The sequence below is a fragment of the Ruegeria sp. A5 genome (assembly GCF_056543005.1).
The window spans coordinates 463474-488259 of record NZ_JBQGAV010000002.1; the positions used below are offsets into that span (position 1 = coordinate 463474).

General features: G+C 55.1%; 25 protein-coding genes. 16 read left to right on the forward strand and 9 right to left on the reverse strand.

Annotated features, from left to right (window positions below; translation table 11 throughout):
• Positions 1 to 235: 235 nt before the first annotated feature.
• Positions 236 to 490 carry a hypothetical protein gene (locus ACR0AY_RS08085; RefSeq protein WP_170510977.1) on the reverse strand — a complete coding sequence of 85 codons (255 nt, stop codon included), beginning with the start codon at positions 488 to 490 and terminating at the stop codon, positions 236 to 238.
• Between the two features lie 228 nt (positions 491 to 718).
• Positions 719 to 1027, reverse strand: a complete 309-nt coding sequence (locus ACR0AY_RS08090) for a hypothetical protein (RefSeq protein ID WP_170510974.1) — start codon at positions 1025 to 1027, stop codon at positions 719 to 721.
• Positions 1028 to 1566: 539 nt separating this feature from the next.
• On the opposite strand from ACR0AY_RS08090, the gene ACR0AY_RS08095 reads away from it, so the two are divergent.
• From ACR0AY_RS08095 to ACR0AY_RS08120, 6 genes are all read left to right on the forward strand, one after another.
• Positions 1567 to 3006 carry an ATP-binding protein gene (locus tag ACR0AY_RS08095; protein WP_170510971.1) on the forward strand — a complete coding sequence of 480 codons (1440 nt, stop codon included), beginning with the start codon at positions 1567 to 1569 and terminating at the stop codon, positions 3004 to 3006.
• Between the two features lie 581 nt (positions 3007 to 3587).
• On the forward strand, positions 3588 to 3992 hold the full coding sequence (locus ACR0AY_RS08100; RefSeq protein ID WP_170510968.1) for a DUF3768 domain-containing protein: 405 nt from the start codon (positions 3588 to 3590) through the stop codon (positions 3990 to 3992).
• Positions 3993 to 4213: 221 nt separating this feature from the next.
• The gene (locus ACR0AY_RS08105; protein WP_170510965.1) at positions 4214 to 5488 is read left to right on the forward strand and encodes a ParB/RepB/Spo0J family partition protein; all 1275 of its coding nucleotides are present in this window, start codon (positions 4214 to 4216) and stop codon (positions 5486 to 5488) included.
• Positions 5489 to 6079 (forward strand): hypothetical protein, encoded by a 591-nt coding sequence (locus ACR0AY_RS08110; protein ID WP_170510962.1) that lies wholly within the window; start codon positions 5489 to 5491, stop codon positions 6077 to 6079.
• Between the two features lie 177 nt (positions 6080 to 6256).
• Positions 6257 to 6793, forward strand: coding sequence for a hypothetical protein (locus ACR0AY_RS08115; RefSeq protein WP_170510960.1), 537 nt, complete (start codon positions 6257 to 6259; stop codon positions 6791 to 6793).
• A 246-nt stretch (positions 6794 to 7039) separates the two neighbouring features.
• Positions 7040 to 7642 carry a methyltransferase domain-containing protein gene (locus tag ACR0AY_RS08120; RefSeq protein WP_170510957.1) on the forward strand — a complete coding sequence of 201 codons (603 nt, stop codon included), beginning with the start codon at positions 7040 to 7042 and terminating at the stop codon, positions 7640 to 7642.
• A 69-nt stretch (positions 7643 to 7711) separates the two neighbouring features.
• Here ACR0AY_RS08120 and ACR0AY_RS08125 read toward each other — a convergent pair whose 3' ends face one another.
• Positions 7712 to 8224: a class I SAM-dependent methyltransferase gene (locus tag ACR0AY_RS08125; protein ID WP_170510954.1), complete on the reverse strand. Its 513-nt coding sequence runs from the start codon at positions 8222 to 8224 to the stop codon at positions 7712 to 7714.
• A gap of 545 nt (positions 8225 to 8769) precedes the next feature.
• Here ACR0AY_RS08125 and ACR0AY_RS08130 point away from each other — a divergent pair.
• From ACR0AY_RS08130 to ACR0AY_RS08155, 6 genes are all read left to right on the forward strand, one after another.
• Positions 8770 to 9105 carry a hypothetical protein gene (locus ACR0AY_RS08130; RefSeq protein ID WP_170510950.1) on the forward strand — a complete coding sequence of 112 codons (336 nt, stop codon included), beginning with the start codon at positions 8770 to 8772 and terminating at the stop codon, positions 9103 to 9105.
• A 72-nt stretch (positions 9106 to 9177) separates the two neighbouring features.
• Positions 9178 to 9363 carry a hypothetical protein gene (locus tag ACR0AY_RS08135; protein WP_480453958.1) on the forward strand — a complete coding sequence of 62 codons (186 nt, stop codon included), beginning with the start codon at positions 9178 to 9180 and terminating at the stop codon, positions 9361 to 9363.
• A 213-nt stretch (positions 9364 to 9576) separates the two neighbouring features.
• Positions 9577 to 9996 (forward strand): ubiquitin-activating E1 family protein, encoded by a 420-nt coding sequence (locus ACR0AY_RS08140; protein WP_170510945.1) that lies wholly within the window; start codon positions 9577 to 9579, stop codon positions 9994 to 9996.
• The gene (locus ACR0AY_RS08145; RefSeq protein ID WP_480453960.1) at positions 9993 to 11828 is read left to right on the forward strand and encodes a relaxase/mobilization nuclease domain-containing protein; all 1836 of its coding nucleotides are present in this window, start codon (positions 9993 to 9995) and stop codon (positions 11826 to 11828) included. Before ACR0AY_RS08140 ends, ACR0AY_RS08145 begins: the two co-directional genes overlap by 4 nt.
• Before the next feature lie 87 nt (positions 11829 to 11915).
• Positions 11916 to 12953, forward strand: a complete 1038-nt coding sequence (locus ACR0AY_RS08150) for a hypothetical protein (protein WP_170510939.1) — start codon at positions 11916 to 11918, stop codon at positions 12951 to 12953.
• A 769-nt stretch (positions 12954 to 13722) separates the two neighbouring features.
• Positions 13723 to 14667 (forward strand): helix-turn-helix transcriptional regulator, encoded by a 945-nt coding sequence (locus ACR0AY_RS08155; protein ID WP_480453961.1) that lies wholly within the window; start codon positions 13723 to 13725, stop codon positions 14665 to 14667.
• A 528-nt stretch (positions 14668 to 15195) separates the two neighbouring features.
• Here the strand turns inward: ACR0AY_RS08155 and ACR0AY_RS08160 are convergent.
• Genes ACR0AY_RS08160 through ACR0AY_RS08180 form a run of 5 tightly spaced genes read right to left on the reverse strand, consistent with a single transcriptional unit; the run spans position 15196 to position 18544 of the window.
• A complete protein-coding gene (locus tag ACR0AY_RS08160; protein ID WP_170510933.1) occupies positions 15196 to 15876 on the reverse strand; it encodes an NAD-dependent epimerase/dehydratase family protein in 681 nt (226 codons plus the stop codon).
• The gene (locus ACR0AY_RS08165) at positions 15860 to 16339 is read right to left on the reverse strand and encodes an SRPBCC domain-containing protein (protein ID WP_170510930.1); all 480 of its coding nucleotides are present in this window, start codon (positions 16337 to 16339) and stop codon (positions 15860 to 15862) included. The genes ACR0AY_RS08160 and ACR0AY_RS08165 overlap by 17 nt, the downstream gene beginning before the upstream one ends.
• 18 nt (positions 16340 to 16357) lie before the next feature.
• Positions 16358 to 16813, reverse strand: a complete 456-nt coding sequence (locus ACR0AY_RS08170; protein WP_170510927.1) for a hypothetical protein — start codon at positions 16811 to 16813, stop codon at positions 16358 to 16360.
• 5 nt (positions 16814 to 16818) lie between these two features.
• A complete protein-coding gene (locus ACR0AY_RS08175; protein ID WP_480453964.1) occupies positions 16819 to 17673 on the reverse strand; it encodes an oxidoreductase in 855 nt (284 codons plus the stop codon).
• On the reverse strand, positions 17663 to 18544 hold the full coding sequence (locus tag ACR0AY_RS08180) for an oxidoreductase (protein WP_480453965.1): 882 nt from the start codon (positions 18542 to 18544) through the stop codon (positions 17663 to 17665). Before ACR0AY_RS08180 ends, ACR0AY_RS08175 begins: the two co-directional genes overlap by 11 nt.
• An 80-nt stretch (positions 18545 to 18624) precedes the next feature.
• On the opposite strand from ACR0AY_RS08180, the gene ACR0AY_RS08185 reads away from it, so the two are divergent.
• Positions 18625 to 19188, forward strand: coding sequence for a TetR/AcrR family transcriptional regulator (locus tag ACR0AY_RS08185; protein WP_170510920.1), 564 nt, complete (start codon positions 18625 to 18627; stop codon positions 19186 to 19188).
• A 258-nt stretch (positions 19189 to 19446) separates the two neighbouring features.
• Here ACR0AY_RS08185 and ACR0AY_RS08190 read toward each other — a convergent pair whose 3' ends face one another.
• Positions 19447 to 21006: a winged helix-turn-helix domain-containing protein gene (locus ACR0AY_RS08190; RefSeq protein ID WP_480453967.1), complete on the reverse strand. Its 1560-nt coding sequence runs from the start codon at positions 21004 to 21006 to the stop codon at positions 19447 to 19449.
• Positions 21007 to 21177: 171 nt separating this feature from the next.
• Between ACR0AY_RS08190 and ACR0AY_RS08195 the strand changes: the two genes are divergently transcribed.
• The 3 genes from ACR0AY_RS08195 (at position 21178) to ACR0AY_RS08205 (ending at position 24704) form a co-directional block, all read left to right on the forward strand.
• Positions 21178 to 22530 (forward strand): tetratricopeptide repeat protein, encoded by a 1353-nt coding sequence (locus ACR0AY_RS08195; RefSeq protein WP_170510914.1) that lies wholly within the window; start codon positions 21178 to 21180, stop codon positions 22528 to 22530.
• A gap of 73 nt (positions 22531 to 22603) precedes the next feature.
• A complete protein-coding gene (locus ACR0AY_RS08200; RefSeq protein ID WP_170510911.1) occupies positions 22604 to 23149 on the forward strand; it encodes a GNAT family N-acetyltransferase in 546 nt (181 codons plus the stop codon).
• 70 nt (positions 23150 to 23219) lie between these two features.
• Positions 23220 to 24704: a cytochrome c peroxidase gene (locus ACR0AY_RS08205; protein WP_170510908.1), complete on the forward strand. Its 1485-nt coding sequence runs from the start codon at positions 23220 to 23222 to the stop codon at positions 24702 to 24704.
• Positions 24705 to 24786: the final 82 nt, after the last annotated feature.

Consider the following 24786-nt stretch of genomic DNA (forward strand, 5'->3'; position numbering starts at 1 on the left):
CAAAATCGGAGTTTGGCATTCCACAAACTCGCAAAGTCAGCCAGCGTATGAGGCACCTTCTGCGCCTTAATCGCCAAAACCAAGGGCTTAAGCGTTGGACCACACGCGGCCTTTGGCGCATTGTTGGGTGCAATCGGGATAGTTAGCACTCAGATGTGCAGCAGAACCAACGCGGACAAGTCTAATCTGAATTTGCCCATAATGCCGGTTACAAGCAAAAGACTCTGGCGGTACCCTAAGGTTTGTCGTCTTTTCCCATGAATCCCAGCGCGCCCTCATTGTTCAGGATATCGACAGCGGTATCCAACGCGTCTTGGTCGGAACTGAACTTATCGTCCCAAACATAGCTGGCTTCCTCTGCGTCGATCACTTCCAATGTCCAGCTGCCCTGGTTTTCCAAGCGATAGATTTCAATTTCAAAGCGAAATCCGTCGACAAGTACAGACTTACACTTGTCAGACATTATCAGGTTTGGTTCATCGATATTCATGACTGCGCTGTTCCAATCTTTTGAACGCAGGCGATGTCATATCAGCATAACTCGTTGCTTGGCCAGTATCGGATGGGAGGGTGCGCGACGCACCAAACTCGTACCCCCTCAAGTAAATCAATAAACCCCCCAGGCACGCCGCGTTAGTCAGATACCGTACTGGCCGAGCTTTCTCAACGTAACAATTGTTTCGATGCTGTAATGAGTCTACCGCTCCCGTGGGTGCGCTCAGGGCTTGTTGCTATCGATCCAGCGGGACATCAGGTTTCGATCCCGAAAGCACTCGTCCGGAACAGGGCTGCGCTTGATCCGGGCGATGCGCTCCGCGAAAGCCACTTGCTTGGAGCTTGGCCGGGTATCGCGAACGCGAGGCGCTGATCTCTGCGTGTCGATCCATTGGCTCATCGCGCGCCGACCTTGCTGGATTTTCCAAGGCAAAACGACGTTTTGTTGTTCTGCCAACTTACGTGCATAAGCAAGTTGCTTGGCCGTTGCAGGCAGTGCTGTCTGTGTTTCTGAACTGGCAGATCCGGACATGTGTTCTTCCCTTTGGCAGCGTAGTTAAGAAATAGAACAAAAGGGGTTCAAATGCAAGTATATTGTGTCATCACGGCACACACATACTAAATATAGTATTTCGGCCGATGGAGGGTAACACGCGTGGATTTGTTTTCTGACAAGACCAGGCAAAGAGTGAATTGAGACCCGCGCGTGCTCATCCCAACCCTGAAACTTCACTTACAGGTTCTGGGCTGGTTTATGACGTGAAGGTCACGTTCATTGGACGGTCTGCATCATTGGCATATCCTGAGCCTGTCGGCTCGAAGCGCCTCGAGAACTCGCGGGACTGCTGTTCTATCTTGAAAGCATCAAACGTTAGAACAGAAATCGATGCGAAACCAAAAGCTGACCTGCAATATGGTACGTCTACTTTGTAAGGGGAAGACGCGTTTTTTAGCAATGTGAGTCAGCTATTTGCGTCCTCCGGGTCATTGTTGATACGAGGAAAACACATATTAAACAGTGCCATAAACAGTCGCGTTGACTTAGTATCAATGGATTGATATTAGCGCGACATGCTTGAAATTGCAAAAACAGACGTTCTCAAAAGCCTCCGCCGGGACAACCCGTGGTGGGACGCCACTTACAAGGTTTCTCAAAACCCGAATGAGAAGAAACGCGCCTATTTCGGCCCCTTCTCGGCGCTCGCTTTGGATTGGTCTGTGCGTCGCTCGACCATCCTGATGGGACCGCGTAGGGTTGGCAAGACAGTCATGCTGCGCCAGTTGATTGAGCAGGCGACCATTGAAGGTTTTGATGGTCAGAATATCCTGTTTGTTTCCATCGACACGCCGCTTTACAGCGGAATGCCACTGTCTCGTCTGATCGAACTGTTCGAAGATGAAACCGATCACAATGAGCAAGACAGGCGTATCATTGTATTTGACGAGATTCAGTATCTGAAGGATTGGGAAGTTCATCTAAAGGTTCTTACCGACCAATATCCGAACACCAGATTCATTGCATCCGGATCTGCAGCGGCGGCGTTGCGATTAAAGAGCGAGGAGTCGGGCGCTGGACGCTTTACAGATTTTTTTCTCCCTCCACTTACCTTCGCGGAATTCTTGGCGTTTAGGGAATTAGAAGACGATCTAGTCAATGCGGCTCCGTTAGGGTCAACCCTGCGGTTTTCCACGCCGAACATTGTGCGATTGAACGAGGAGTTCATCCACTACCTAAACTTTGGGGGCTACCCAGAGGCAGTTCTGAACGAAACAATTCAGGCCGATGTGCAGCGCTTCCTTGGGCGGGATATCATCGATAAAGTTCTTCTACGCGATCTGCCCAGCCTTTATGGCATTCAGGATATTCAGGAGTTGAACCGGCTTTTCACGACCTTGGCCTATCACACTGGCCAAGAAGTGAGTCTCGATGGTCTGGCGCAAAGCTCGGGCGTCGCCAAGAACACGATTACAAAATACCTCGACTACCTTGAGGCTGCCTTTTTGATCGTGCGTGTCCGACGCGTCGATGACACCGGCAAGACTTTCCAACGGATGCGCAATTTCAAGGTTTATCTGACGAACCCATCAATGCGCTCGGCCTTATTTGCAAAAATCTCAGACGGAGACGATGCCATGGGCGCGATGGCTGAAACGGCGATTTTCTCACAGTGGTTCCATTCAGACCTGATGAAGAACCTGCATTATGCGCGCTGGAAAAAGGGCAGGGCGGTCCTGGAAGTCGATCTTGTGCGCGTAGACCCGGCGCGTCTCAAGCCAACATGGGCATATGAAATCAAATGGTCCGACAGGTATGCAACAGATCAACCAGGTGAGCTGCGTGGGCTTATCGAATTTGCCAAACGCAACTTTGACACCAGCATCCCTGCTGGGGCGACAACGAAGACGATCACAGCTGAAAGCGAGATCGACGGAGTGTTGATCAGGCACTTTCCATGTTCGCTGCACTGCTATCAGGTTGGCAAGAATGTTGCCGAGGGCCGCGCGCCCTAATGGCGCAGCTGGAAACGCAGTTTTTTGATGTCCATTGAAGTGTTCCGTCTCCTGTTAAAATCACTGCCGGGAGCTAGTGTGTTCCTCGTTTCCTCAGCAAATCCCGAGTCTGTCGTCTCGTGACCGGGCTCTAGGTTCCAGCCGACATGCCGGCTTCCACCCAGAACACCCCAGCATGATCTCCCTGACCCGTCTCATGCGAGCCAGGGCAGGGGCTTTGGGTCATGGTCGGTCCATGCCGTGGTGATCTGCCCATCCGCGTGACGATCCCTTTTGCGCTCCCGCAGGATCGAAGATCCTTTGGCCTTCATTTGTTGGTCGGGCGGGATTTGGACAAGCCAAACGCCACCCGACGTCAGGGGGAAGGCGCAGCCTCCCCCCTCGGACAAGACAAATAGACAAGACCGTGTCCTCGCGCGCTGCGCTGCGGGCCGCACCACTCTTGTCGATTTGTCCTGTCTCGCCCCTCTCCGCGTTCGCCACGGGGCAGGTTTTAGAGACGACGCCCTTTCAGGGCTCGGCTCAAAACCAGCACCAAAGGGGATCAATCCCAGCGGTCGCATCACAAAGGAGAGACGGTTTTGAATCTTGAGACGACAAAAGACACCGAGACTGACACGAGCCTGCAGGCGGCAGAGATTGCGGCGCAGATTGACCTGTTTCGAAAAGCCCTGATCGACCCAAATGCAGCAATTGAGATGCATTCCAAAGGCATTCAGGGGCAGGTGGTTGTCACGCCCGGCGTGTCCGGCGAAGGGGTGGACTTCCAGACCGCGGCATTGGCTGCGGTGGCATCGGATGACCAGTTCGACGAGGGCAATGACCCATATGGCGATCACACATTCGGAACGGTGACGGTCAGCGGCCAAAAGCTGTTCTGGAAGATCGATCTTTACGACACGGATTACACATACGGGTCCGACCGCCCGTTTGACACGTCAGTGACGCGCCGCGTCCTGACCATCATGTGCCCCAGCGAATACTAATTTTCACCGCAGATCGGAAAGGGGGTGATGAAAATAAGTCAGGAAACCTTGCAGCAACGACTGCGCGAAGCCGTCGAGCTGGTCAAGAAGGGAGGTCTCTCCGCCAAGATCGGCCTCGCCTTCTTGAAACAACACGCAGCCGCCTAAGCGGCCCCGCTCTACCCCACAAGGGGTAGGGCACCCTTAACACGAAGCGAAACACTCAAACAAGGATTTGCCCCATGAGCAAAGTTGAAACCTTCACCGCACCGGAGACCATCGAAACCCTCGCCCTGTCCGATCTCTACCTGTCCGATCTGAACCCACGTCAGGAGGTCACCGAGGAGGGCATTGCCCTCTTGGCCGACAGTCTGGTCATGTGTGGCCTGATCCAAAACCTCAGCGGTCTGCGCGATGCGGATGGCAAAGTCGCCATTGTGGCCGGTGGTCGTCGCCTGCGGGCTTTGAACATCGCCGTGACCGAACGCGCCGATCTGGCACAGGTCCCCGTGAAGGTCACGGATAACCCGTTTGTGGCCGAACAATGGGCCAATGCGGAAAACACAGCCCGCGAGGAACTGGACCCAGTGGACGAAGTCCGCGCCTATGGCAAGATGGCCGAGAAATCTCTGTCTGTTGCCAAGATCAGCAATGCGTTTGGTGTGACCGAAGCCCATGTGCGCCGCCGCCTCGCACTGGCTGGTCTGCCGGTCGCCGTACTGGACGCGCTCAAGGCGGGTGAGATCAGCATGGGTCTGGCCAAGGCCATGACCGTCAGCACCGAGGAGGAGAAAATTCTGGAGGTGCTGGAACAGACCAAAGAGTGCCGGTGGTTCAGTGAGCATGATGTGAAACAAGCCCTGACGTCTGAGGCTGTCCGCAGCACCAGCCGCAAGGCGGTGTTTGTCGGGCAGGAAGCCTATGTTGGAGCAGGTGGCACCGTCACCGCTGATCTCTTTGCCGATGAGACCCTGTTCAATGACGGCGCGCTACTGGATCGTCTCTTTGCTGAAATGCTGGTGGCAGAAGCGAAAAAGCTACTTGAAGCGGAAGGCTGGGACTGGGTGGACACCCATGACGAAAGCTACATTCCCTATGGGTTTTCGGGCATCGAAGGCATGCACCATCTGGACATGGTGAGCCGGGAGTTCACCGAAGGACAGGCTGAACGGTATGACGAATTGGCCGAACTTTATGAGGCTGAGGCTCTGGACGAGGCTGGCGAGAAGGAGCTTGCAGAGCTCGAGGACTATGCCGCACCGTTCTATTCTGATGATCAGCGCAAACTGTCTGGCGTGTTCCTCTATGTTGGCAACGATGGCGAGATCAAAACATCATCGGCCTATGTCGCGGCAGAACATGTCCAGACCGCCACTGAGGCCGGTGTTCTGGCTCCGATCAAAGAACCATTGGCCAAAGAGACACCAAAACCGGCCTATTCGCAAAAGTTCATCGACGACATGGTAGCGATCCGGCTGGCGGCGGTTCAAACGGCCCTGCTGGACAAGCCGGATTAAGTGCTGAGCCTGTTTGCCTTCTCCGCAACCCCGGCCTCCGGTCTGACCAGCACCCTGTTTGGGTTTGGCTATGGTGGCGCTGAACGGAATGCGCCTGAGATTGATGATCAATTCATCCTCGACCCGCGCCTTGGCGGGGAGCGCGATGATGTGGCAGACGCAGCCTATGACCGGTTCCAAGAGATGGCCGCACAGGGCAGCGTTGAGGCGTTCAAAGCGTTTCGCGAACTGGGCAAGAAGAACCGCAATGGAGAGATCACGGCTTTTCTGGCCCGGCAGTTTCTGACCCAACGCCCGGAGTTCATGGCGGAGATCGAGGCTGAGATTGGTGCCAACATGCGCGCGATCTGGACCCCTTCGACAGAGAATTGTTTCAAGCGTCTGAAAGGCTGGCAGCTGGATGATCTCTACAAGGAATTGCTGGACCTGCATGGTGACACCGACATGTTCAAAGCCTTCGCGAAATCCAAGAAAGGTGCGAAGAACGAGGCGATGCACAAACTCTTCAACGACACAGAGCATCAGAGCGCGTTGGGTGTGACCGAAGAACAGAAACCCCGGATCGATGCTTGGGTTCCTGAGTGCTTCTGAACCTAACGGGGCAGGGCGCGTTGCGCCCTGCTTATCAATCTCTGGCTGTGTCAGTCTCAAAGATGAAAACTTAAAGTGGCATTGCGTGAGCAACCCATCGAGCATAGCTATCAGAGGTCGGTCACCCGGCTCATTTTCTAAAGCGACCACTTGATCAGTACGGATTTGGAAAGACCCATGGACACCTCTTCAAACAAGCTCGAAAAAGCGGCCCGCCGCGTCTGGAAATCCGCGCAGATGTTTGTCGGGTTTCATTCGGATCAGCAGGGCAAGCCGCGCGCGCAGCCAAAACTTTGGCCGCCGAAGAACGGGAGCGCCTCGATCCACAGTGACCCCAATGCGCAAGAGGCGATTGTTGTGGTGAAAGCCACTGATCCGGAGGTCGCGCAGGATGTACAGATCAAGCTGCATCCTAACCGTATCGTTGTGCGGCGCGATGCGGATATGTGGTGGCAGGGTGTGGCTGTGGATCAGCATTCCGTGACGGTCCGAATGGCTGACAATACGCTCATTGAAATCCGCCATGACGGGTCGGTGAAGCGTCGCTCGGCGGAAGATGAAACCCATGTCGAAGCCGATGGCAGCATCTTCAAGTTCACGGAGTTTGCAGAAGCGCATATGACGGGTGACGGGGTGGAAATGACCCGCCGTACCGAGGATCGCATTGCCACAATCACGGCCGACGGTATTGTCGATCGCGCGCGCAAGCGTTAGCCTGTCTTCAATACCTCGAGACTTCCCTTTGGTTAAACTTGCGGCCCGCTTCGGTGGGCCTCTTTCTTGCGGGAAAGACTGTCAGCAGAGGCTTGCCGAAGTCGCCTCTATTCCCTCCACATGCCGTTCCAAATCCATGTTGACTGTTCTCGCCGACCTAGCCAATGTCGCGCGTTCGTATCGATGCGTCTGCCCCAGCGCACATGTGTTGGAGCCGGTGCAAACCATCAAGGAAACACAAGCAACATGACCGATGACTGGAACGACTATGCCGATGGTTGGGACGACAATGACGACGTCAGACGCTACGCGAGTCGCGCTTTCACCACGCTGGACGAGCATCTAGATATTCGTGGGAAGAATTGGCGATCAAAGCGTGTGCTCGACTTTGGATGTGGCACCGGATTGCTGGCGGAAAAAATTGCGCCTTTTGTGGAGGAAGTTGTCGCAGTTGATACCTCGGAGAATATGATTGCCGTCCTGCAGGAAAAGCAGCTGCACAATGTTAGAGCAGTTCATGGAGATATTCTGGCTGGAGATGTTTCGGGGCTCGAGAACGGGTTTTCAGATTTCGATTTGATCTGCGCGTCTTCCGTGTGCGCCTTTCTCCCAGACTACAGTGGCGCTGTGGCGGTGCTGGCGGGTTTGCTCAACAAGGGGGGACATTTCGTTCAGTGGGATTGGCATGCGTCAGATGATGACGGATTTGGGTTGACGCTGCATCAAATGAAGGCCGCGCTGGAGGCGGCAACGCTTGGTTCAATTCGGGTCGAACAGATATTTGAGTTCAAATCTGAGGAGCAGGTCATGCCTGTTCTGATAGGAGCAGGGGTTCGAAATACGGAATGATCTTGTGTTTGGATGCGTGAACAAGCATTGCGTCCAATTAGCCAGCCATTGTTGTAAATCCGGGTGCGCTCAAGATTTTCGGATGAACAAGTATCCCTTTTGGGAAAGCTCCGTACTCCAGTTTGATTGGTGAGACTGGATTACGTCTTTGAACCCTTTGATGTTGGATGCCTCGTCAGCGATCAGAAGCCAGCCGCCATCTTCGACATGATTGAGCAACCGTTCCAATACGGTCTTCTGCAATGCCTCGGAGAGCATATGTAAGGTTCGGTCTATCAAAACCACATCAAATTTGCCTTTTGGCACGTATGCGGTGACGTCAGCCACAGTGCCCTCCACCACAAGTTTTTCTGATTTGGCCGCGCTGATCAGTTGCTGGATGCCGTTTGGAGAAATATCCACGCCAACGACATGGTGACCAAGCCGGGCGATGAACAGCGCGTCTCTGCCTTGACCGCAGCCAATGTCGAGAACACGCGCGCCGGTTTGATCAAACTGATCAAAAAAGTCGACGAATACCTGTGTGGGTTCGCCAAGTGCGTTTGGTTGTTCACCATAGAGTTTGTCGTAATTGTAAGCCATGAATCGGCGGATAGTAGATTTGGCCGCTGAATGCTAAGTGAAATATTTCGTGATCGTTGGCTGTTCCTTTCGACCGCGTCGAAAGCCTAGGTTCGGGCGGTTCTTCTTGGGCTGTGAGGCTCAAACTCAAGTGTTTGCTGCCGTCTTTTGCCCAACCCGCCCCGCTAAATTGAGTCCGTCTGTTAACCTGATCCACGCAAGCGCGGATCAGGGCCGGACCGTCCGGTCTTTGGCCTCCGCCCGTTGAAAAGCGCGACTTTTGCCACCGGTGATCCTCCCTCCTTTGCTGCGAAGGTCACACCGATCCAGAAAGGCCACCCGCACCTTGAATTGAGCACTGCGCCTGTGATGAACCGAGGTGATGTTGCCGCCATCGAAGACATCACATTTCTCAGACGTTCCGCCCGCAGCGGTCACAGAATGTCTTGCCTTCCTGTCACTTGGTCTGACAGGTTCAAACCCCTTGCCTTAGAAGATCCTCGGCTGCTGTGTTTCTGAAGGGATGAACATAAGCGGGCAGTCGGGGAAGACGCGCGGGGCCCGACATGGGCGCCGCGCTTAAACAGGGAAATTCCCCTGCGCCTGCGGCGCATTCCGCGCGGATCAAATTCCCTGCTGACATCCCCTTGATGCCCGCTTTTCTCATGTTCATCGAAACACGTCATAGCGAGGATCTACCAATGGCAACTCAAACTCTGAAACTGAACGTCAAGACAGGTGAAAAAGAAGGCAAGACATTCTGGGATCGGTGCGGGGTTCTCTTCGTCAGTACCGACGAGACCGGCAACATCACCTCGGTCCAGGTCAAGCACAGCATGTTCCCCGGGGTCGAGATGGTGGCCTTCCCGAAGCGGAGCGATGACGAGCCCGTCACCGAATGACGAGAGGGCAGGGCGGCGCAAGCCGCCCTTTCCTGTGCTCCGCCCACAACCCGGACCACATATGCGCCACACGTGGCGCGCGACTTCACAGCCGGGCAGGGAGGTGGCTCACCGCAACGCGGCAGCTTTCAACCCTGCCACACCCGCCGCGCAGGCGGCGGGATATTGAGCGCGCTGAGGCGCGCGGAAAATGCCATACTGAACTTGAACGTGCCGGAAAGTGACGGGCGCTGTTCGGGCAGCCCACGCTTTGCGTGATTGCCCTGCGCCGGTCCACCGGCACCCACGCCTGCTGGCTGGAAAAGGGGCGGGACCCTTTTCCCGGCGTGGAAATTGCCTCCAAGAGCAAAACTGTTCCGGGAGCAATTTGAGAAAATACGGATTTCTAAAATCACCCCCGGTTTCCTCTTGGAGAGTATGACAGGATAAGGTAGTTGTGTTACAAACTGAAAATACAACCAGAGGTATGCATTGAGCAAGCCCGCCGATACCACTGTCTTTTCCGTACGCTTGCCAGTGGATGCGCTGGAGCGTTTGGAGGCAGCTGTAAGTGTGCTGGGAGCCAAGAGCCGCAATCAGATCATCCAGCGTCTGATCTATCGGTTGATCGGTTATCTCGATCCCGACCCTGCTGTTGTGGATCTCTGGCAGAAGCACTTGCGGCAGGTTCAGGGTGGATACACCAACCTCAATCAGCTTGCGAAATCGGCCAAGCGCGGCACGGTCATCTGGACGGATGACGACCGCCGCGACGTCGAAAATCTCCATCGTGCGATCATCCAGCACCGGCAAGACTTGAAGGCGATGATCACTGCCGCCCGCCGAAGCCGAGAGCCTGAATCCGCCATTCGCCGGATCTTGCGCGACGACGATTGGACACCAGAAAAATGAACGCCGCAGCCCGTGATCTGACAGCCGGAGACTTCCTGGAACTTGCCTTCCGTGAGGCTCAGAAGGGTGTCGATCGTTCCAAGCGGATCAATCAGCAGCTGCAGATCGCAAAGCGCATGAAGTTCATGGTTTCGCGGTCCTCATCCATCAAGGCGCGGCTTGGTGCCGTGGTTGGAAAGCCCGAGGCGGTTGTGAAACACGTCCGCAAAGGTGGAGTAAAAAACGCGCATGAGCTGCGCCGCCAGATCAACTATCTGACCGTCCGGGCAGAGGGTGTGTTGGACATCCGAGACAATGGCGTGACCCCGCTCGATGCGGATCAGGTCAGTGATTTGATCGAGACTTGGGCCGAGGATTTCAATGGGAAAACCAACTACGGTTACACCCGTCACATGATCGTTTCTTTTCCCGAAGGCACCTATCCGGATGCCGCTCATGAGGCCGGTTTAGAGTTCGCAGATCGGCTATTTGGCAGCGGTGATTTTGGCGATACCTGGGACTACCTGACAGTGTTCCATAACGACACTGACAACCCCCATGTCCACATCGTTGTGAACAACCGAGGCGTCGAGCATGGGCAATGGTTGGCTATGGGTATGAGCAGCGAAATGAACATCGACGTCCAGCGCTCTATCCAGGTCGAGGTTGCAGAGGAATACGGTATTGAGCTGACCGCGACGACCCGCCTTGAGCGCGGTTTGCGGCAGGAAGTTGAGACCGATACGTGGAAAGTTCAGGCCGGAATGTCGGTTGTTGAAAGCACCCCGGAAGTCGAAGTTACGGCCCGCGACATGGCCGGTGATGTGATGACCCTATCCATCGCAAGAATGTCGGATCTGTTTGATGAGCGCGCCAACGCCGTCAAAGACCGGATCGAAGAGTTTGCCATCCAACTCGTTGAAAGTGAGGAACCTATGGTATCGAGAATGGAACATCTACTAGATCAGGCCCATCATTTTGATGACTATGGCGAGCCTGGAGACCCGTCTTATGTGTCGCCCGAAGTCATGAGCAATTTGCGGCGACACATCGAATTAGGCGGTTCTGAGGAAACGATTACACCCGAGCTGAAGGCGCAGGTTGTTGCCCATATCAGCGACGTTCGGGACAACGAACAGAGCCATCCGTATCTGTCTGCCCTTGCTGATATTGTCGATGACAAAGAGTTCCAGGCGTCCGCAGATTATGCCCCGGCAGCACGCCGCTACGAGGTCTATATGCAGGACACCTTGGGCGAGGGGGCCTATGAGGACTTCCAGTCTCAGGCCAAAGAATTGCTGCAATCCATCGACAAGATGGAAGGGCTGGCCCGTGAGGTTGACGACCCTCATCTGCGTGTCGCAATGGATATTCAGATTGGTGAGCTGAAGGGCGACGTTGCGGATCTGCGCACCAACGATCCGGACCTTCAAGCCTTCATCCTCGAGGACCGCCGCTATTCAACGATGATGGGAATGGGCACCGCCGAAATGGATGTCTTGGATTATCCAAAGGCCGAACAGTGGGCGGCGATCCGCAAGGAAGTCACCGACACGGCCAGCAGCTACGGCCTTGATGGCGAGGCGTTCGTTGCCCGCTTTGGCGACCATCACAACGTCACTTTGGGCACTACAATGGGATGGCGCAGCGACGACATTTCAACCGCCGCAGCCCACTTCCAGGCTCAAGGATTGTCGGACAGCCACGACCGCGCGGAGGCCGTTGTTGACGAGCTGCACCAGCTTGCTTCTTCCAGGATCATCGCAATCTCAGAAGAACTCTCAGAGGTTCACGCCCACGCAACGCACCCGCTCTTGCAAGGGCGCGGCGACGATGACGGACACAGCTTATAAGGTTTTCACCCGGTCTGCCTAATGAGCGCGCCAACGCCCCAGGCAGATCCAACACAGAGTTTTCCATCAACTCGCAAAGGAAAAACTATGGTTTCGCGTACAGACTATCTTTTGAACGAAGTCAAACACTTCGCACCCTATTCCAAATTTGATCAATCCGCCCCGCGCGAGGATCGCGTTTCAGAGCAGATCGACATCATCATGAAAGAGCAGCAGGCGATGGGCTATGATCGTGCAGCCATCGCTTCAAAGAGCTTCGACATCGAGGACCAGGCCAACCGCCGTGTTGACGAACATACGGCGCAACAAGATTTGGTCGAAGAACTGAAAATCGAATTGGAGGCTGCGGAGCGATCGGGGGAGCCGGTTGATCTGAACGATATGCAGGCTTTGGTTTCTCAGCACATGAACGATGCTCAGGAATACGACCTGTATCATCCCTACTATTCGTCCCTTGCTGACCTGTCCGGCGACAAAGGTTTTCAGGATTCCGACGACTACCAGTCGCCCGGTGATCGCTATGTTCAGTATATGCAATCCGCTCTGGGTCAGGCCGGTTTCGAGAACTACGAACAGCAGACCAAGGACATTGTGAACTCCATCGAGAACATGGAGGCTCTTGCACGTGAGGTCGAAGATCCGCATCTGCGTGCCGCAATGGACGTGCAGATCGGAGAGCTGAAGGGCGATGTTGCCGAGCTACGCCCATACGACACCGACCTGCAGGCGTACACTGTTGCTGACGACAGTTACACCACATCCATGAATGCGGCCGAGTTGGACAACTTGGACCCGACAGAAGCCGAAAAGTGGCTGGCTGTGCGTGATGACATTGTGGCGACCGCCAACAGCTTCGGTCTCGACGGAAACAAGTTCCTGGCCCGCTATAACGATCATGACAGCGTTTCAGTCGGCACCACGGCGACTTGGCGAGACGCGGACATTTCCACCGCTGCCGCCCATTTTAATAGCCAAGGCGTTCCGGACAGCTACGAGCGCGCCGAGGCCGTTGTCGGTGAGCTGCATCAAGTTTCATCCAGCAAGATTGCCGCCGTGGTGCAAGAGATTGCCCATACCCGCGAACAGGCTACCCACGTCCATGAGTATGATGGACAGAGTCTTTAATTGCCGAGCAGAAGGTATTTATTGATGCAACAGGGCTAAATTCAGGCTCGGCGCAAAACAGGGCGGGATGGAATCTTCCGTACAGGATTTTTGGAAAACGACCCTTCGCTGCCGTTGACGTGTGCGACCGCAACGCGGACTTTGTTGCCTTTTGACAGCACGGCGAATGCTGACGCAGAAAATCCTCGCTCCCGCAGCGGATTGCTTTCTGCGCTGCGGCGAAATCCCCTATAGCAGTCATTCATCATGACAAACCTAGGTGAATCCCAAACCATCATTTCGCCGCGAGCGAATTCAAATCTCGAGTTGCGGGAAAATGTTCGGAATTGCCGCCGTGCGGCTTGCGAAACCGGAAATTCGTAGGGCACCGTATTTTTTGGTAAGACACTGTCAAAACGGATCTTCCGCTAGTAGAAAAAAGCAGTGTCGAAGCATAGGAACCAGACAGGACCCGACAACTTTTAGCAATCCTTCGCCTCATTGCTTGAAAGTTGGAGGTTTTGGCGGAGATGCTCTACGAAGTAAATTTTAGAATGAGTCCACGTTGATCGGCTCAACCTTAAGATAGTATGATGCGAACAAGTATGTTAGCTTAACCGATGCGGAAACGAGATCGAAGATGAATGGCCTCGAACCAGACCTGAATATCTCGATGCTCCCTGAAAAGGCGCGTCGGGATGCGTGGGACGATTTCATGGCGGACTTTTGGCGCGTGGGAAGACCCTTGGTTTCTCGTCGGAATCTGGAACTCAGCGTGTCGTCTCGTCAGTTGGAAGACGCCGTGTTCTGCCAATTGGCCATGTCTCCGGCGGAACTCGTAGGCAATAATCACGAGTTCGATTGCGTCGTGATCCGTTACCAGAATGAGGGGCACACGGTCGCAAAAGTGAACGGAGAAACCACCCGGGTGGCACCTGGCTCTCTCACTGTAATGGACTTGTCTGCGACCCGATATTGCTACTGCGACCGCTCTAAGGTCACGTATCTTGCCCTCAGGAAATCGGCCCTTCAAGTCACGCGCCATCCTCTGCGACCGATGACGCATTTTGATAATAGTACACCAGTCGGACGGTTGATGATCGCCAATTTCCTACATCTGGCGAACGAAATTTCGCACAAACCGGAAACAGGCAATGCTTCAGCGATCAACCTGTTCGCGTCTCTGCTCGTCGCCGCGATTACGGATCGCGAGGAACTCAATTCGGAAGACCTGCATACCGAAAGAGCCAAGCGTATTCGCGCAGAACAATACATTTTCTCGCGATCGCTCTCGCTGCCTTTGAACGTTGACGAGATGTGCGCCGCTGTAGGAATGTCGCGATCGACGCTGTATCGCCTGTTTCGCGCAGATGGCGGATTGCAGGCCTATTTGGCCAACCTCCGCCTGGAATACGCACGTGACACGCTTGCCAGTAGTCAGCCAACACGAGGGGCGGTCACATCTGTCGCAACTCGTTTGGGCTTTCTCGACACGTCAAGCTTTGTTCGAAGTTTCCGGCGCCGGTACAACTGTAAACCGGGCGATATCTTGGGCTCCGAATACATCGAACCGGACAACGTAGATGCTAGTCGTAATTCGACCCACCTGCATCCAACTCTGACCAGAGAAAGCTCAATCAAACCAAACAAAGGCTTCTTTGAGAACCTGGGCGCGTTGGCAAGAACGAGTGGGACCTTCGACGTAGCACACACATCTAACCATCATGCAATTTAGTGCGCTAGAGCCTCCGAATAAAACGTCCAGCGAGCGCCATTTGCGCTAAGTCTCACTGCAATTCGCACCCGCTGACTTTCCGCTGGTTCTCAATATCCACAATGCCACGGGGTATTGTGACCGCGCCCGCATCTCAGAGCTTCGTCGCGGAGGTAGCATGGTCGGCTCGGTTCATTGCCGCAGCGACGACGATCCTTGGTTCGGTTAGTGGCACTCTGTGACAGCGAACTTGAGACGTCATGCACGTGAGTCAAAAAGTTCAAGCTGATACCGCATAGTTAATCGGCGTTGCGTTTTTTGAACGCTTGAAGGGTCGCTAAGGGGAAACGGTTCCCCTCTTTTCGGAGACGCTTAGCTTGGTGCGATGTGTGGAATTGTGTTTGGCTGAGTACCCGCTGGCGAAGGTCAAGCGGACTGCAAACAAACCAACAATGCTGCACCGCGGCTTCTGCGAAGCGGACATTGATCCAGACTGAGTAAGAGCGGTTGGGAATACTGACGAGCTTGTTTGATGGCGCCATGGCGAACTCATCCAAGCAGTTCTCGTATCTCACCATTTTCGAGTACGGCACTATCACGAGGATCGCGCATGGCTGTTTCCAGCATTGCACGAACCAGCTCGTCGGAGGTCACTCCGATTGTCGGCATAAGCCTTTGGAGCGGCTTGAAGACATAATCTGCTGGTTTCCAACTGCTCCTCGGCCCGGAAGGCGCAATGTAACCCGGACGGAAAGCGAACTTCCGTTCGAGGGCGGAGGCGAACAGTGCGCTCTCTGCCTCGCCCTTGATCTTCAATGCAAACGACATGCCGCCGCCATCAGGCCGGGCACCTTGAGCAGAAAACAAACAGAACGTGGCATTTGGGGACATCTGTTCGCAGGCGGAGAGCAATGCACCTAGCCATTCTACGGTGATTTCCTCGTATTCCGCACGGCTGACGCGCGAGGAATAGGTGGCCAGGCAATGGAAGACCGTATCGATACCAATCAAGTGAGTTTCGATTGCCTGAGCATCGCCGAACGATGAGAATTTTGTTTCGCTCAGCTTGGTGTGATCTCGGCCCGACGGTCTGCGCCCAAGCGACACAACCTCTTGCGTGCTATCCTCGTTCAGTAAGGCAGAGAGAACCGATGACCCCACCATCCCGGTCGCACCGGTCAGCAGAACCCGCCCAAGTGGTCGCGTTGTCTTGTCAGATGGATTGGGCACGACGTTCTGCCTCAGCCTTCAAGCCGCGATTGAAGGCCTTGTAACCGTCCACGTACATCTTTGCCAAACGACCGCCCATCAGGAACGTGATGCCCCCCATAATCTCGTCGGATTGCACGAAGCGGGTTGTCCCATCATCTAGAGGCTCAACCTGGAAATGATGGTTGTCGCGAATGCTGCCTGGTCCCTTCTCGGCCCAATAGAACTGCGTTCCGTCCACGACTGTGATTGTGTGATCCAACGTAGTCAGCTTCTCCTTTGACGCATCAAGTTGAAAGTCGACGGTGATCTTCGAACCGTCCTTGATCTCACCCTTGATACCGACGAGAAACGCAGCCCAGTTCCCGTAGTTGGCCGTGTCAGTCAGTACCGACCATACCACTTCTGGCGGCGCATCGATCACGATGTCGGTGTGAATCCTGTGATGCGAGAAGCTCACTTTTTCCGATGATCCGTTTTCCATGACTTTCTTCCTTACGTCTCAGGCACTGATTGGCGACGGGCCATCCCTGCCCTGAACTGTGATCCTCCCGAACCGATCCCGCATGCGTTTAGATCGGAAGAGATAAATCGAGATGATGATGTAATTGACGCACTCCTGAACAAAGTTTCGATAGCGATCCGGGCTTTCCAACATATCGAATGTCTGTACCGCACACATGGTGGCAAGCGCGGTGAACATGACCAGCATAGCAATCGGCGTGAGCCTCCAGCACAGGAAGTACCCAAGGAGAAACGTGGCCCCAGATGCGGTGATCAATATCCAATGGAGGGTCTGCATACCGACCGGGAAAGTCGCGTTCTGCAGCGGTATCAAGGGTGCGAAACCCGTGAAGTACTCCAGAAACCCGAGTAACCCCCAGCCCAGCATGAAAATCGATGCGAGCACGATCAGAAACTCGAAGCCTTGCGAGATACGGTCCATGATTGTCGTCATCGCCGTCACCCCAACATCCGCATCATGAACCGATCGAACATGCGGTCGCTCAGGATGCGACGGAAGAAAATGGCGTGCCTGACGCCGACACCGGCGGCGTAGCGGGTTTTGGGCTTTGGTGCCTGGATAGCACCAACGATGACCTTGGCAATCACGCTGGGTGGAGAGGCTGTGCCGTTCTCCGCACTCATGTTGCGGAACCAGTTCGCCATCTTGTTCGCAATGGCGCTATATGGGCCGTTGCCAGAGGTCTCTAGTAGCGGATCGATAAAGCCGCTCGTGATCTCCGTATCGATCGCGCCGGGGCGAACAACCATCACGTCTATCCCGAATTGCGAGGTCTCCGTTCGGAGGCAATCGCTGAACCCTTCGAGCGCAAACTTGCTTGAGACATACCAGGCTGCCAGCGGTGCGTGCACCTTCCCCTCGCCGGACGACACATTGATGATTTTGCCCCACCCCTGCTGGCGCATATGCGGCAGGACCAATTGGGTCAGGCGGCCAAGCCCGAAGAAATTGACGTCGAACTGATAGCGAGCCTTGTCGATGTCCGTTTCCTCGACCGACCCATAGACAGACAGGCCGGCATTGTTGACGAGGATGTCGACACCGCCATGGTCGCGCTCGATCTGTTCGACTACAGCGACAACATCCTCCTCCTTGGTCACGTCCATCTTTATCGGGATGCATCCAATCGCCTTCAGGTCGTCCATGATCTCGACCCGGCGCGCAACTGGATAAACCACATGCCCTTCCTTGACGAGCGCTTCTGCGGTGGCCTTGCCGATACCGCTGGACGCGCCGGTCACAAGGGCAACTCTCTTTTTACTGTTGTTCATGGCTTCGCCCTCAAACAGCAAATGTTTGACCGGTCATCTCTTCCGAGAGCAACCAGAGACGCTTGGCCACATCATGATCGTCGCAGATCGGATTGCGGGTCGCGACACCAGTCGCCCCGCTCATCTCCTCAGGGCCAGTCGGACCATAGTAATCCCCGCCCTCGACCTCCTCAGACAAGGCGGCAAACAGTGACGGTTTGGCAGCGTCTTCGTTGGAATGCAGCAGTTGTTCGACTTGCGCCTTCATCGCCTCACGCGAGGCGTCGTCCAGGTCCTGAAACAGGCCGGAATCGGAACCGCCCGGATGTACCGTCAGCGACTTCAGAACCCTGCCGTACGCCCGAAGACGACGGTCCAGTTCGTCGCCGAACAGAAGGCAGGCAAGCTTCGACTGTCCGTAGGCCAAACCCGGGTCTTGGCCACAGGTCAGATCATCGAAGTGAATGCTAGCGCCTTTGTGCGCAATGCTCGACAGCGAAACGATCCGCGATGCTGGCTCATTCGGGATGAGGTCGATCAGAAGAGCGTTGAGCAGGAAATGCCCCAAATGATTGGTTGCGAACTGCAGATCGACGCCTTCGGCATTGGTTCGCGCCGAATAAAGCAGGATTCCCGCGTTGTTGATCAGGACATCAAGCTTCGCATAGCGGTCGCGAAAGGCTTTGGCAAACGCTCGGACCGAACTGAGATCACTGAGGTCCAGCGCGATGATATCGAGCGACGCTGAGGGAAAACGTGTGGCAACTTCTGCCTTGGCAGCTTCGGCTTTCTCCTGGCTACGGCAGGCCATGACGACGTGAAAACCGGCCTTGGCCATGCCGACCGTTGTTTCAAATCCAATGCCGTTGTTTGCGCCAGTGACGATAGCGATTCTTCGAGATTGTGCAGACATATCAGGTCCTGACGAGTTGACAGCTGGTGTATGATTGTCATCATATTGACACTCGGCGTTCGTTTGTCAATATGTAAATCATGGAAGATCGCTACGCATACATCATCGAGGCCGCGAAAGGCCTGTTTCTCCGCTACGGGGTGAAGCGAACCGGCATGAACGATATTGCCGAGGCCGCGGGCATTTCTCGCCAGACGCTCTACAAGGCATTTGCCAATAAGGATGAAGTGCTACAGGCTACGATACGGTCCCTGGCGGACAAGGTTGTCCTGGATATCGAGGCCGGGCTAGACAAGGTCTCCGGTCTTGGCGCGCAACTGGATCTCATTTTCAAACACACCGTCATTGAGCACTATGACTTCCTGCAATCCTCGCCCAATGCCGAGGATATCATTGCGGGCGTGACAGCCTCCAGTCAGGAAGAGCTTGAGGCAGGCGCACAGAGAAACACCAAAATCATTGCGCGGGTTTTGGAACCCTTCTCTGGCAATATCGAGACATGTGACCTAACCATCAGCCAGTATGCCGACTTCATTCAGCGTTCTGCGACTGCCGCAAAATACAGTGCCAAGAGCAGAAAGCACTTACTTGAACTTTTGGCTGCGCTTCGGGTGTCGGCATTGAAGGTGACGGGTACCGATTAGAGGGCCACGACGGCCCAAAGGCGACATCCGTCCTTCTCAGTTTTACTGCGTTGCAGCTTTCCAAAAGCGGACCTTCGAAGTACCCATTTGACTCGGATCACCATTGTGTTTGAGCGTTAGAGGGCGGTCCAATTCAGGCATTCGCAACTAGGCTCTGCGAAGCTCGAGCATAAGACTGAACCGACGTCTGCTCATGCAGCTATTGCCAAAGCAGCACTTTGTCGTCCCAATGAAGTGCCAACTTTTTTGCAGCATCCACTAGTCGGGGAAACCTAGCGCGATCGCAGCCTCTTCAGTTAGGGCGCGAAATTCGGTGTGACTACTCGGAACCAGAGCCTTTGCTTTTGCTTTACTGAAGCCCGGGTTTCGGCGCTTGGTCTCTTTTAGCCACCGCGACACACCTTCATCATTTCCAACCAAACGGTTTGTCATCGCCGCAAACATCGCGTGGCCCGCATGCGCACCAGGGGTCAGCGCGGTTTGCTGTGCCCACTGTACGGCAGCATCATAGTCCTTTGCGGCAAGCGCGATCCACATCTTGTTGCAGAGCATACCACCTCGCAGAGGATCGAGCGGGCTAAGAGCAATGGCAAGGTCGGTCATTTCGTTTCCACCTGCATAGTCGGATGTGAAAACCTTTGCCCAACTCGAAGCGTAACGGCCAAATGCATAATTCGGACTTTCAAAGACAGCCCGGTCAAACCACGGCTTGCTCGCCTCTGTATCGCCTGTCAGCCACAGGCTTCTGCCCATCACAACATTCGAAAACGGATCGCGAGGTTGAAGTAGGACACTTTCCTCGGCGCTGCGTCTGGCAGCCAGTCGGTCCGCAGCAAGGTCGGATGAATATCCCAGAAACACACGCTGGAAGGTGGTGAACGAAATCCCGGCATGCGCGCGTGCCAATGTTGGTTCCAGCGCTACAGCACGTTCGAACATCTTTCGGGCTATCTCTGTATCGGTCTTGTTGAAGCGATACATGTGTCTGATCCCTAAATGCAGCGATGACCAGGCATCCAGGTTTTCTGCATCATCCACATCCAAAAGCTGTGCCTCGTGCTCAGGAAGCTCAAACTCAGAAATGTTGAGCACAGCTCCGGCAATCTCGGTGCGTAGTCGTTGGACCTCATCGATCGGGGCGTCCTTGCGAATGGCCCAGACGACATCGCCGGTACGGGTGTCGGCCATTTCCGCGTCCACGTAGAGACGACCTGCCATCGCCTCCACCACGCCAGAAATGCTGTACTGTGCACCCAGCAATGACCTGACGTCTTCAAACTCGACTGTTTGTCCGCGAAACCTGAACGAGGATCCGTGCGCAATGACACGCAACCACCGCACGCTGGAAAGCGATCTGATCAATTCGCGGGGGATGGCGTCTGCCAGTGACTTTCCGACTTCAATGTCGCCGATGGCAGAGAATGGCAACACAGCGATACACGGCGGTGACCCAACGGTTTTCGGCTTGGTGTAACCGTCAGCGTCTTGCCCGAAAGTTGCATTGACCGACGCCAGTTTGGCGGGTGCCACAAATCGAAACCCCTGCCCGCGCAAGGTACGGATGTATTTCTGCGCGCTCCCATCATCGCCCAATGCCTGACGTAGCGACTTTATGCGTCCGAGGATTGTCCAATCCGATACCACGCGTCCGAACCAAACGCGTTGGACAATCTCATCCTTTGAAACCACCCGATGGCGGTTTTCGAGCAGAAGAACCAACAAATCAAAAACCTGCGGCTCGAGCGCGACAGCAGTCGCACCACGGCGAAGCTCGCGGGTGTCGGTGTCTAACGCAAAGGTATCGAACTCGTATCGCATTCTCGTGCTGCTCCCTCGTTCCTGCCATTTTAGCTCAAGCGAAGTCTCAAATACAGATTCCAACGATCTCCCAAAAATCTCCCAGTTGACTTCAAGCAGAGCAGTCGGCGGCGCGGTAGAGCCATCGCATTCGGGCAATCCGCCCATTCAGAAAAGAGTTTGGAGAATGACATGTCCCATCAAGAAACGCGATTGTCCGGAAACTGGCCGGCAGCCGGTTCAAAAGAAGTCGCTTTGGACTATTTCAACGCCGCCATGCGCGCATTCAACATTTACAGGGGCGATCCCGTGGCATTGGTCGACCAGGCGATTGAGGCCGCGCCGGACTATGCGATGCCGTATATTCTGAAAGCCTATCTGTTCGGCTTGGCAACAGAACCCGAGGCCGCAGCCGAGGCACGGAACATTCTGGCGACAGTCCGTCCGCTTGCCAAATCGGATCTGGAAGGATCTCACGTCGATGCTCTGAATGCGCTTCTCGCCAACAATTGGACAGAAGCTGCCGTCAAGTTGGATCAACACAACATGGCGTTTCCACATGATATTCTGGGTCTGCAAGCCGGTCATCTGATGGATTTTTACCGCGCCAATGCACGCGACCTGCGGGATCGGATTGCGCGGGTTCTGCCGAAGTGGTCGGAAGACCAGCCGGGATATTCCATCCTCCTGGGCATGTATTCCTTTGGGCTGGAAGAGACCGGTGACTACAGCCGTGCTGAAGCCGTCGGACGGGAAGCAGTCGAACGCGATCCGTTGGACTGCTGGGCCCAGCACGCCGTTGCGCACGTGTTGGAAATGCAGGGACGTGCAGAGGACGGAATCGAATGGATGGCGTCGCGGGAACCGAATTGGTCGGGTGACGACAACTTTTTTAAGGTCCATAACTGGTGGCACAAGGCGCTTTATCACCTCGACCTCGGTCAGGCCGGTGAGGCGATCAAGCTGTACGATGCGCGAATCCGCGAAGTGAAAAGCGATGTGGCGCTGGATCTCGTTGATGCCTCGGCCTTGCTGTGGCGCTTGCATTTGGAAGATCACGACATTTCCAACCGCTGGGCCGATGTTGCAGCGTGCTGGGACAACCACGCCGATGGCAAACTGTATCCCTTCAATGATTGGCACGCTGCCATGGCTTACCTGGGATCCGGTCGCGATGACGAAGTCGATCGTATCATTGATCAGTATCGCAACGCACCTGCCGGTGGCGGCGAGACATCGCGTTGGGCCGCTGCAACTGGGCTGCCCTTGATCGAAGGGTTCCGGGCGTTTTGGCAGGGCCGCTATGAAGATGCGACCGAAGCGCTTCATGGTGCGCGGTTTATCGCGAACTCTTTTGGAGGCAGTCACGCGCAACGCGACATTATCGATTGGACGTTGACCGAAGCTGCACTGCGTTCTGGTAACCGTAATGCGGCGGAAGCGCTGGCAAATGAGCGGATTGCCGTCAAACCACACAGCCCCATCAACAAACGCTTTCTGGGCCGTGCGAACGCGCATCCTCAAGGCTCTGTGTCCGTGGCCTAGCAGCCAGCGTCGCAATGAAACTGGCGCGAGCGCGGTTTGCCCGCGCCGGCAGACCAGATTGAAAGGACAAAAAATGAGAATTGAAATCCGCCATGTCGAGGCACAGGACGTATCGGACATCAAACGCATTTTAACTGATGATTCCGTGATGTTGGGCACTATGCGCCTGCCACATGTAGCAAACTCCAATGTCGACGCGCGCATAAGTACGGGACCGGGTGATTACAAACTGGTGGCTGAAGTGGACGGTTGTGTCGTTGGCATCTGCTTTATGTCGTCGACGCCCGACGTGCCACGCCACAATCACGCGGGTGAAATTGACCTGGTCGCGGTCCGCAGCGATTTTCAGGGCAAAGGGATAGCCAAAGCGTTGCTGGGCGCGATGCTGGATCTGTGTGACAACTGGTTGCAGCTGGAACGGACCGGTCTGTTGGTCTGGTCGGATAACACGCACGCCATCAAGCTTTACGAAGCGTTTGGATTTGAGCGGGAAGGCGTCGTTCGCAAATACGCCCGTCGTCCGGGCGGTTTTGCCGATGCAGTGGTGATGGGTCGATTGTCGGATCAACACGCTGCGGCTGATTTGCATGTTGGCCACCAAGCAAACCACTCATTTTGATGAATAAAACCAGAGTTACTGCGTTTAAATCGAACGCAGCAAGAGGCGTCAACTTGCGAAGGGAAATGGTATGACTGTCACAAATTGCGCCAAGCGTTCGGTAAATCTGACGATCGCAGTACTCTGCCTGTCCACGGTGATAGCCTGCCCAGCTGCGCAGGCTGACGTTCAACCCTTGCCGCAGCCTTTGACAGATGCAGATTTTCTGTGGGATGGAAGTCCTGATCCGGCGCTGGTCACCCTTGGACAGAACCTTTTCTTCGATCCCATCCTGTCGGGCAATCGCAACATTTCCTGCGGAACGTGTCATGACCCGTCACTGGGTACCGGGGATGGATTGGCGCTGGGTATCGGCGAAGGCGGTCACGGCGCAGGACAGGCGCGCAAAACGCAAGACGGCGTGATCGGGCGCGTCCCCCGTAATGCCCAGCCGCTCTATAATATCGGCGCGAAAAGCTACACGCGCATGTTCCACGATGGCAGGCTCGAGCCCGATCCTCTCGAAACCTTCCCCAGCGGTTTCTGGAGCCCTGCGCGTGAGCATCTGCCCGCAGGATTGCCGAATGCTCTGACGGCTCAGGCGATGTTCCCCGTGTTGTCCCCAATCGAAATGGCGGGACAAAAAGGAGAGAATCCAGTTGCGACTGCTGTGGCCGAAGACCGGCTGAATGACGCGTGGGATCTGATCGCCGGGCGGCTTAGCGATGATCCGGAGTATCAACGCTTCTTTGAAGAGACTTTCGGACCAGGCGAAATATCCTTTAGCCAGGCCGCCCTGGCTCTCGCTGCGTTCCAAAGCGTGGCCTTCCGGTCCGAGGGCAGTCCATTTCATCAGGCTTTGGCATCCTCTGATTTTTCAGAACTCTCAGCCGATGCCCGTAGGGGAATGGACCTGTTTTTCGGCTCTGCCGGATGCGCGGAATGTCATAGCGGGCCGCTTCTTACAGATCATAACTTTCATGCGATTGCGATGCCGCAGATCGGGCCCGGCAAGGGCCATGGCAGTGACGCGAGTTTTTGGAGGACGTCTGGCTTCATGGACCGGCTTGAGGACGAGGGACGGTACCGCGTGACCTTCGAGGTTGAGGATCTGTTCCGTTTCCGAACACCGTCTCTGGTCAACGTCGCTTTGACGGGACCGTGGGGGCACAGCGGAGCCTACGATACACTTGAAGATGTGGTCCGACACCATGTTGACCCACTGCAAAGTCTAGAAACCTACGCGTTGCCTTCGCTACCGCTGATCGATGATGTCATCGAGCAGACTGGGAAGGGGTCAACTCTGATCTTTCGTACGCTCAACCCTGCGCGGCGGACCGCTTTCGATGTGCGCGACGGGTTTGTCCAAGGCTCTGACCGATTGCGCGGACGCATTGCCGAAGCCAACGAACTTATGCCCAAACCGATCGCAGACAACGAGGTCGCAGCCATTGTCGCGTTTCTCAATGCGTTGACCGACCCAGCGATGACGGACCTGTCGGAGCTGATCCCCACCAGCTTGCTATCGGGACTGCCACCGCAGCCGAAGCGCTTAAGAAAAGGAAAGATTGAATGACACCTTACGCAAAACTCTACTCAATTCTTCTATTCAAGCCTGCGAACAACTCAAAGCGCGGGGCATTCCGTCGCCCGACCGA

What these genes read in the sequence shown, in the direction of transcription:
- ACR0AY_RS08085 (WP_170510977.1), bottom strand. Translation starts at nt 490, where the DNA reads ATGAATATCGATGAACCAAACCTGATAATGTCTGACAAGTGTAAGTCT.
- ACR0AY_RS08090 (WP_170510974.1), bottom strand. Translation starts at nt 1,027, where the DNA reads ATGTCCGGATCTGCCAGTTCAGAAACACAGACAGCACTGCCTGCAACG.
- ACR0AY_RS08095 (WP_170510971.1), top strand. Translation starts at nt 1,567, where the DNA reads ATGCTTGAAATTGCAAAAACAGACGTTCTCAAAAGCCTCCGCCGGGAC.
- ACR0AY_RS08105 (WP_170510965.1), top strand. Translation starts at nt 4,214, where the DNA reads ATGAGCAAAGTTGAAACCTTCACCGCACCGGAGACCATCGAAACCCTC.
- ACR0AY_RS08115 (WP_170510960.1), top strand. Translation starts at nt 6,257, where the DNA reads ATGGACACCTCTTCAAACAAGCTCGAAAAAGCGGCCCGCCGCGTCTGG.
- ACR0AY_RS08120 (WP_170510957.1), top strand. Translation starts at nt 7,040, where the DNA reads ATGACCGATGACTGGAACGACTATGCCGATGGTTGGGACGACAATGAC.
- ACR0AY_RS08125 (WP_170510954.1), bottom strand. Translation starts at nt 8,224, where the DNA reads ATGGCTTACAATTACGACAAACTCTATGGTGAACAACCAAACGCACTT.
- ACR0AY_RS08130 (WP_170510950.1), top strand. Translation starts at nt 8,770, where the DNA reads ATGGGCGCCGCGCTTAAACAGGGAAATTCCCCTGCGCCTGCGGCGCAT.
- ACR0AY_RS08145 (WP_480453960.1), top strand. Translation starts at nt 9,993, where the DNA reads ATGAACGCCGCAGCCCGTGATCTGACAGCCGGAGACTTCCTGGAACTT.
- ACR0AY_RS08150 (WP_170510939.1), top strand. Translation starts at nt 11,916, where the DNA reads ATGGTTTCGCGTACAGACTATCTTTTGAACGAAGTCAAACACTTCGCA.
- ACR0AY_RS08165 (WP_170510930.1), bottom strand. Translation starts at nt 16,339, where the DNA reads ATGGAAAACGGATCATCGGAAAAAGTGAGCTTCTCGCATCACAGGATT.
- ACR0AY_RS08170 (WP_170510927.1), bottom strand. Translation starts at nt 16,813, where the DNA reads ATGACGACAATCATGGACCGTATCTCGCAAGGCTTCGAGTTTCTGATC.
- ACR0AY_RS08180 (WP_480453965.1), bottom strand. Translation starts at nt 18,544, where the DNA reads ATGTCTGCACAATCTCGAAGAATCGCTATCGTCACTGGCGCAAACAAC.
- ACR0AY_RS08185 (WP_170510920.1), top strand. Translation starts at nt 18,625, where the DNA reads ATGGAAGATCGCTACGCATACATCATCGAGGCCGCGAAAGGCCTGTTT.
- ACR0AY_RS08190 (WP_480453967.1), bottom strand. Translation starts at nt 21,006, where the DNA reads ATGCGATACGAGTTCGATACCTTTGCGTTAGACACCGACACCCGCGAG.
- ACR0AY_RS08195 (WP_170510914.1), top strand. Translation starts at nt 21,178, where the DNA reads ATGTCCCATCAAGAAACGCGATTGTCCGGAAACTGGCCGGCAGCCGGT.
- ACR0AY_RS08200 (WP_170510911.1), top strand. Translation starts at nt 22,604, where the DNA reads ATGAGAATTGAAATCCGCCATGTCGAGGCACAGGACGTATCGGACATC.
- ACR0AY_RS08205 (WP_170510908.1), top strand. Translation starts at nt 23,220, where the DNA reads ATGACTGTCACAAATTGCGCCAAGCGTTCGGTAAATCTGACGATCGCA.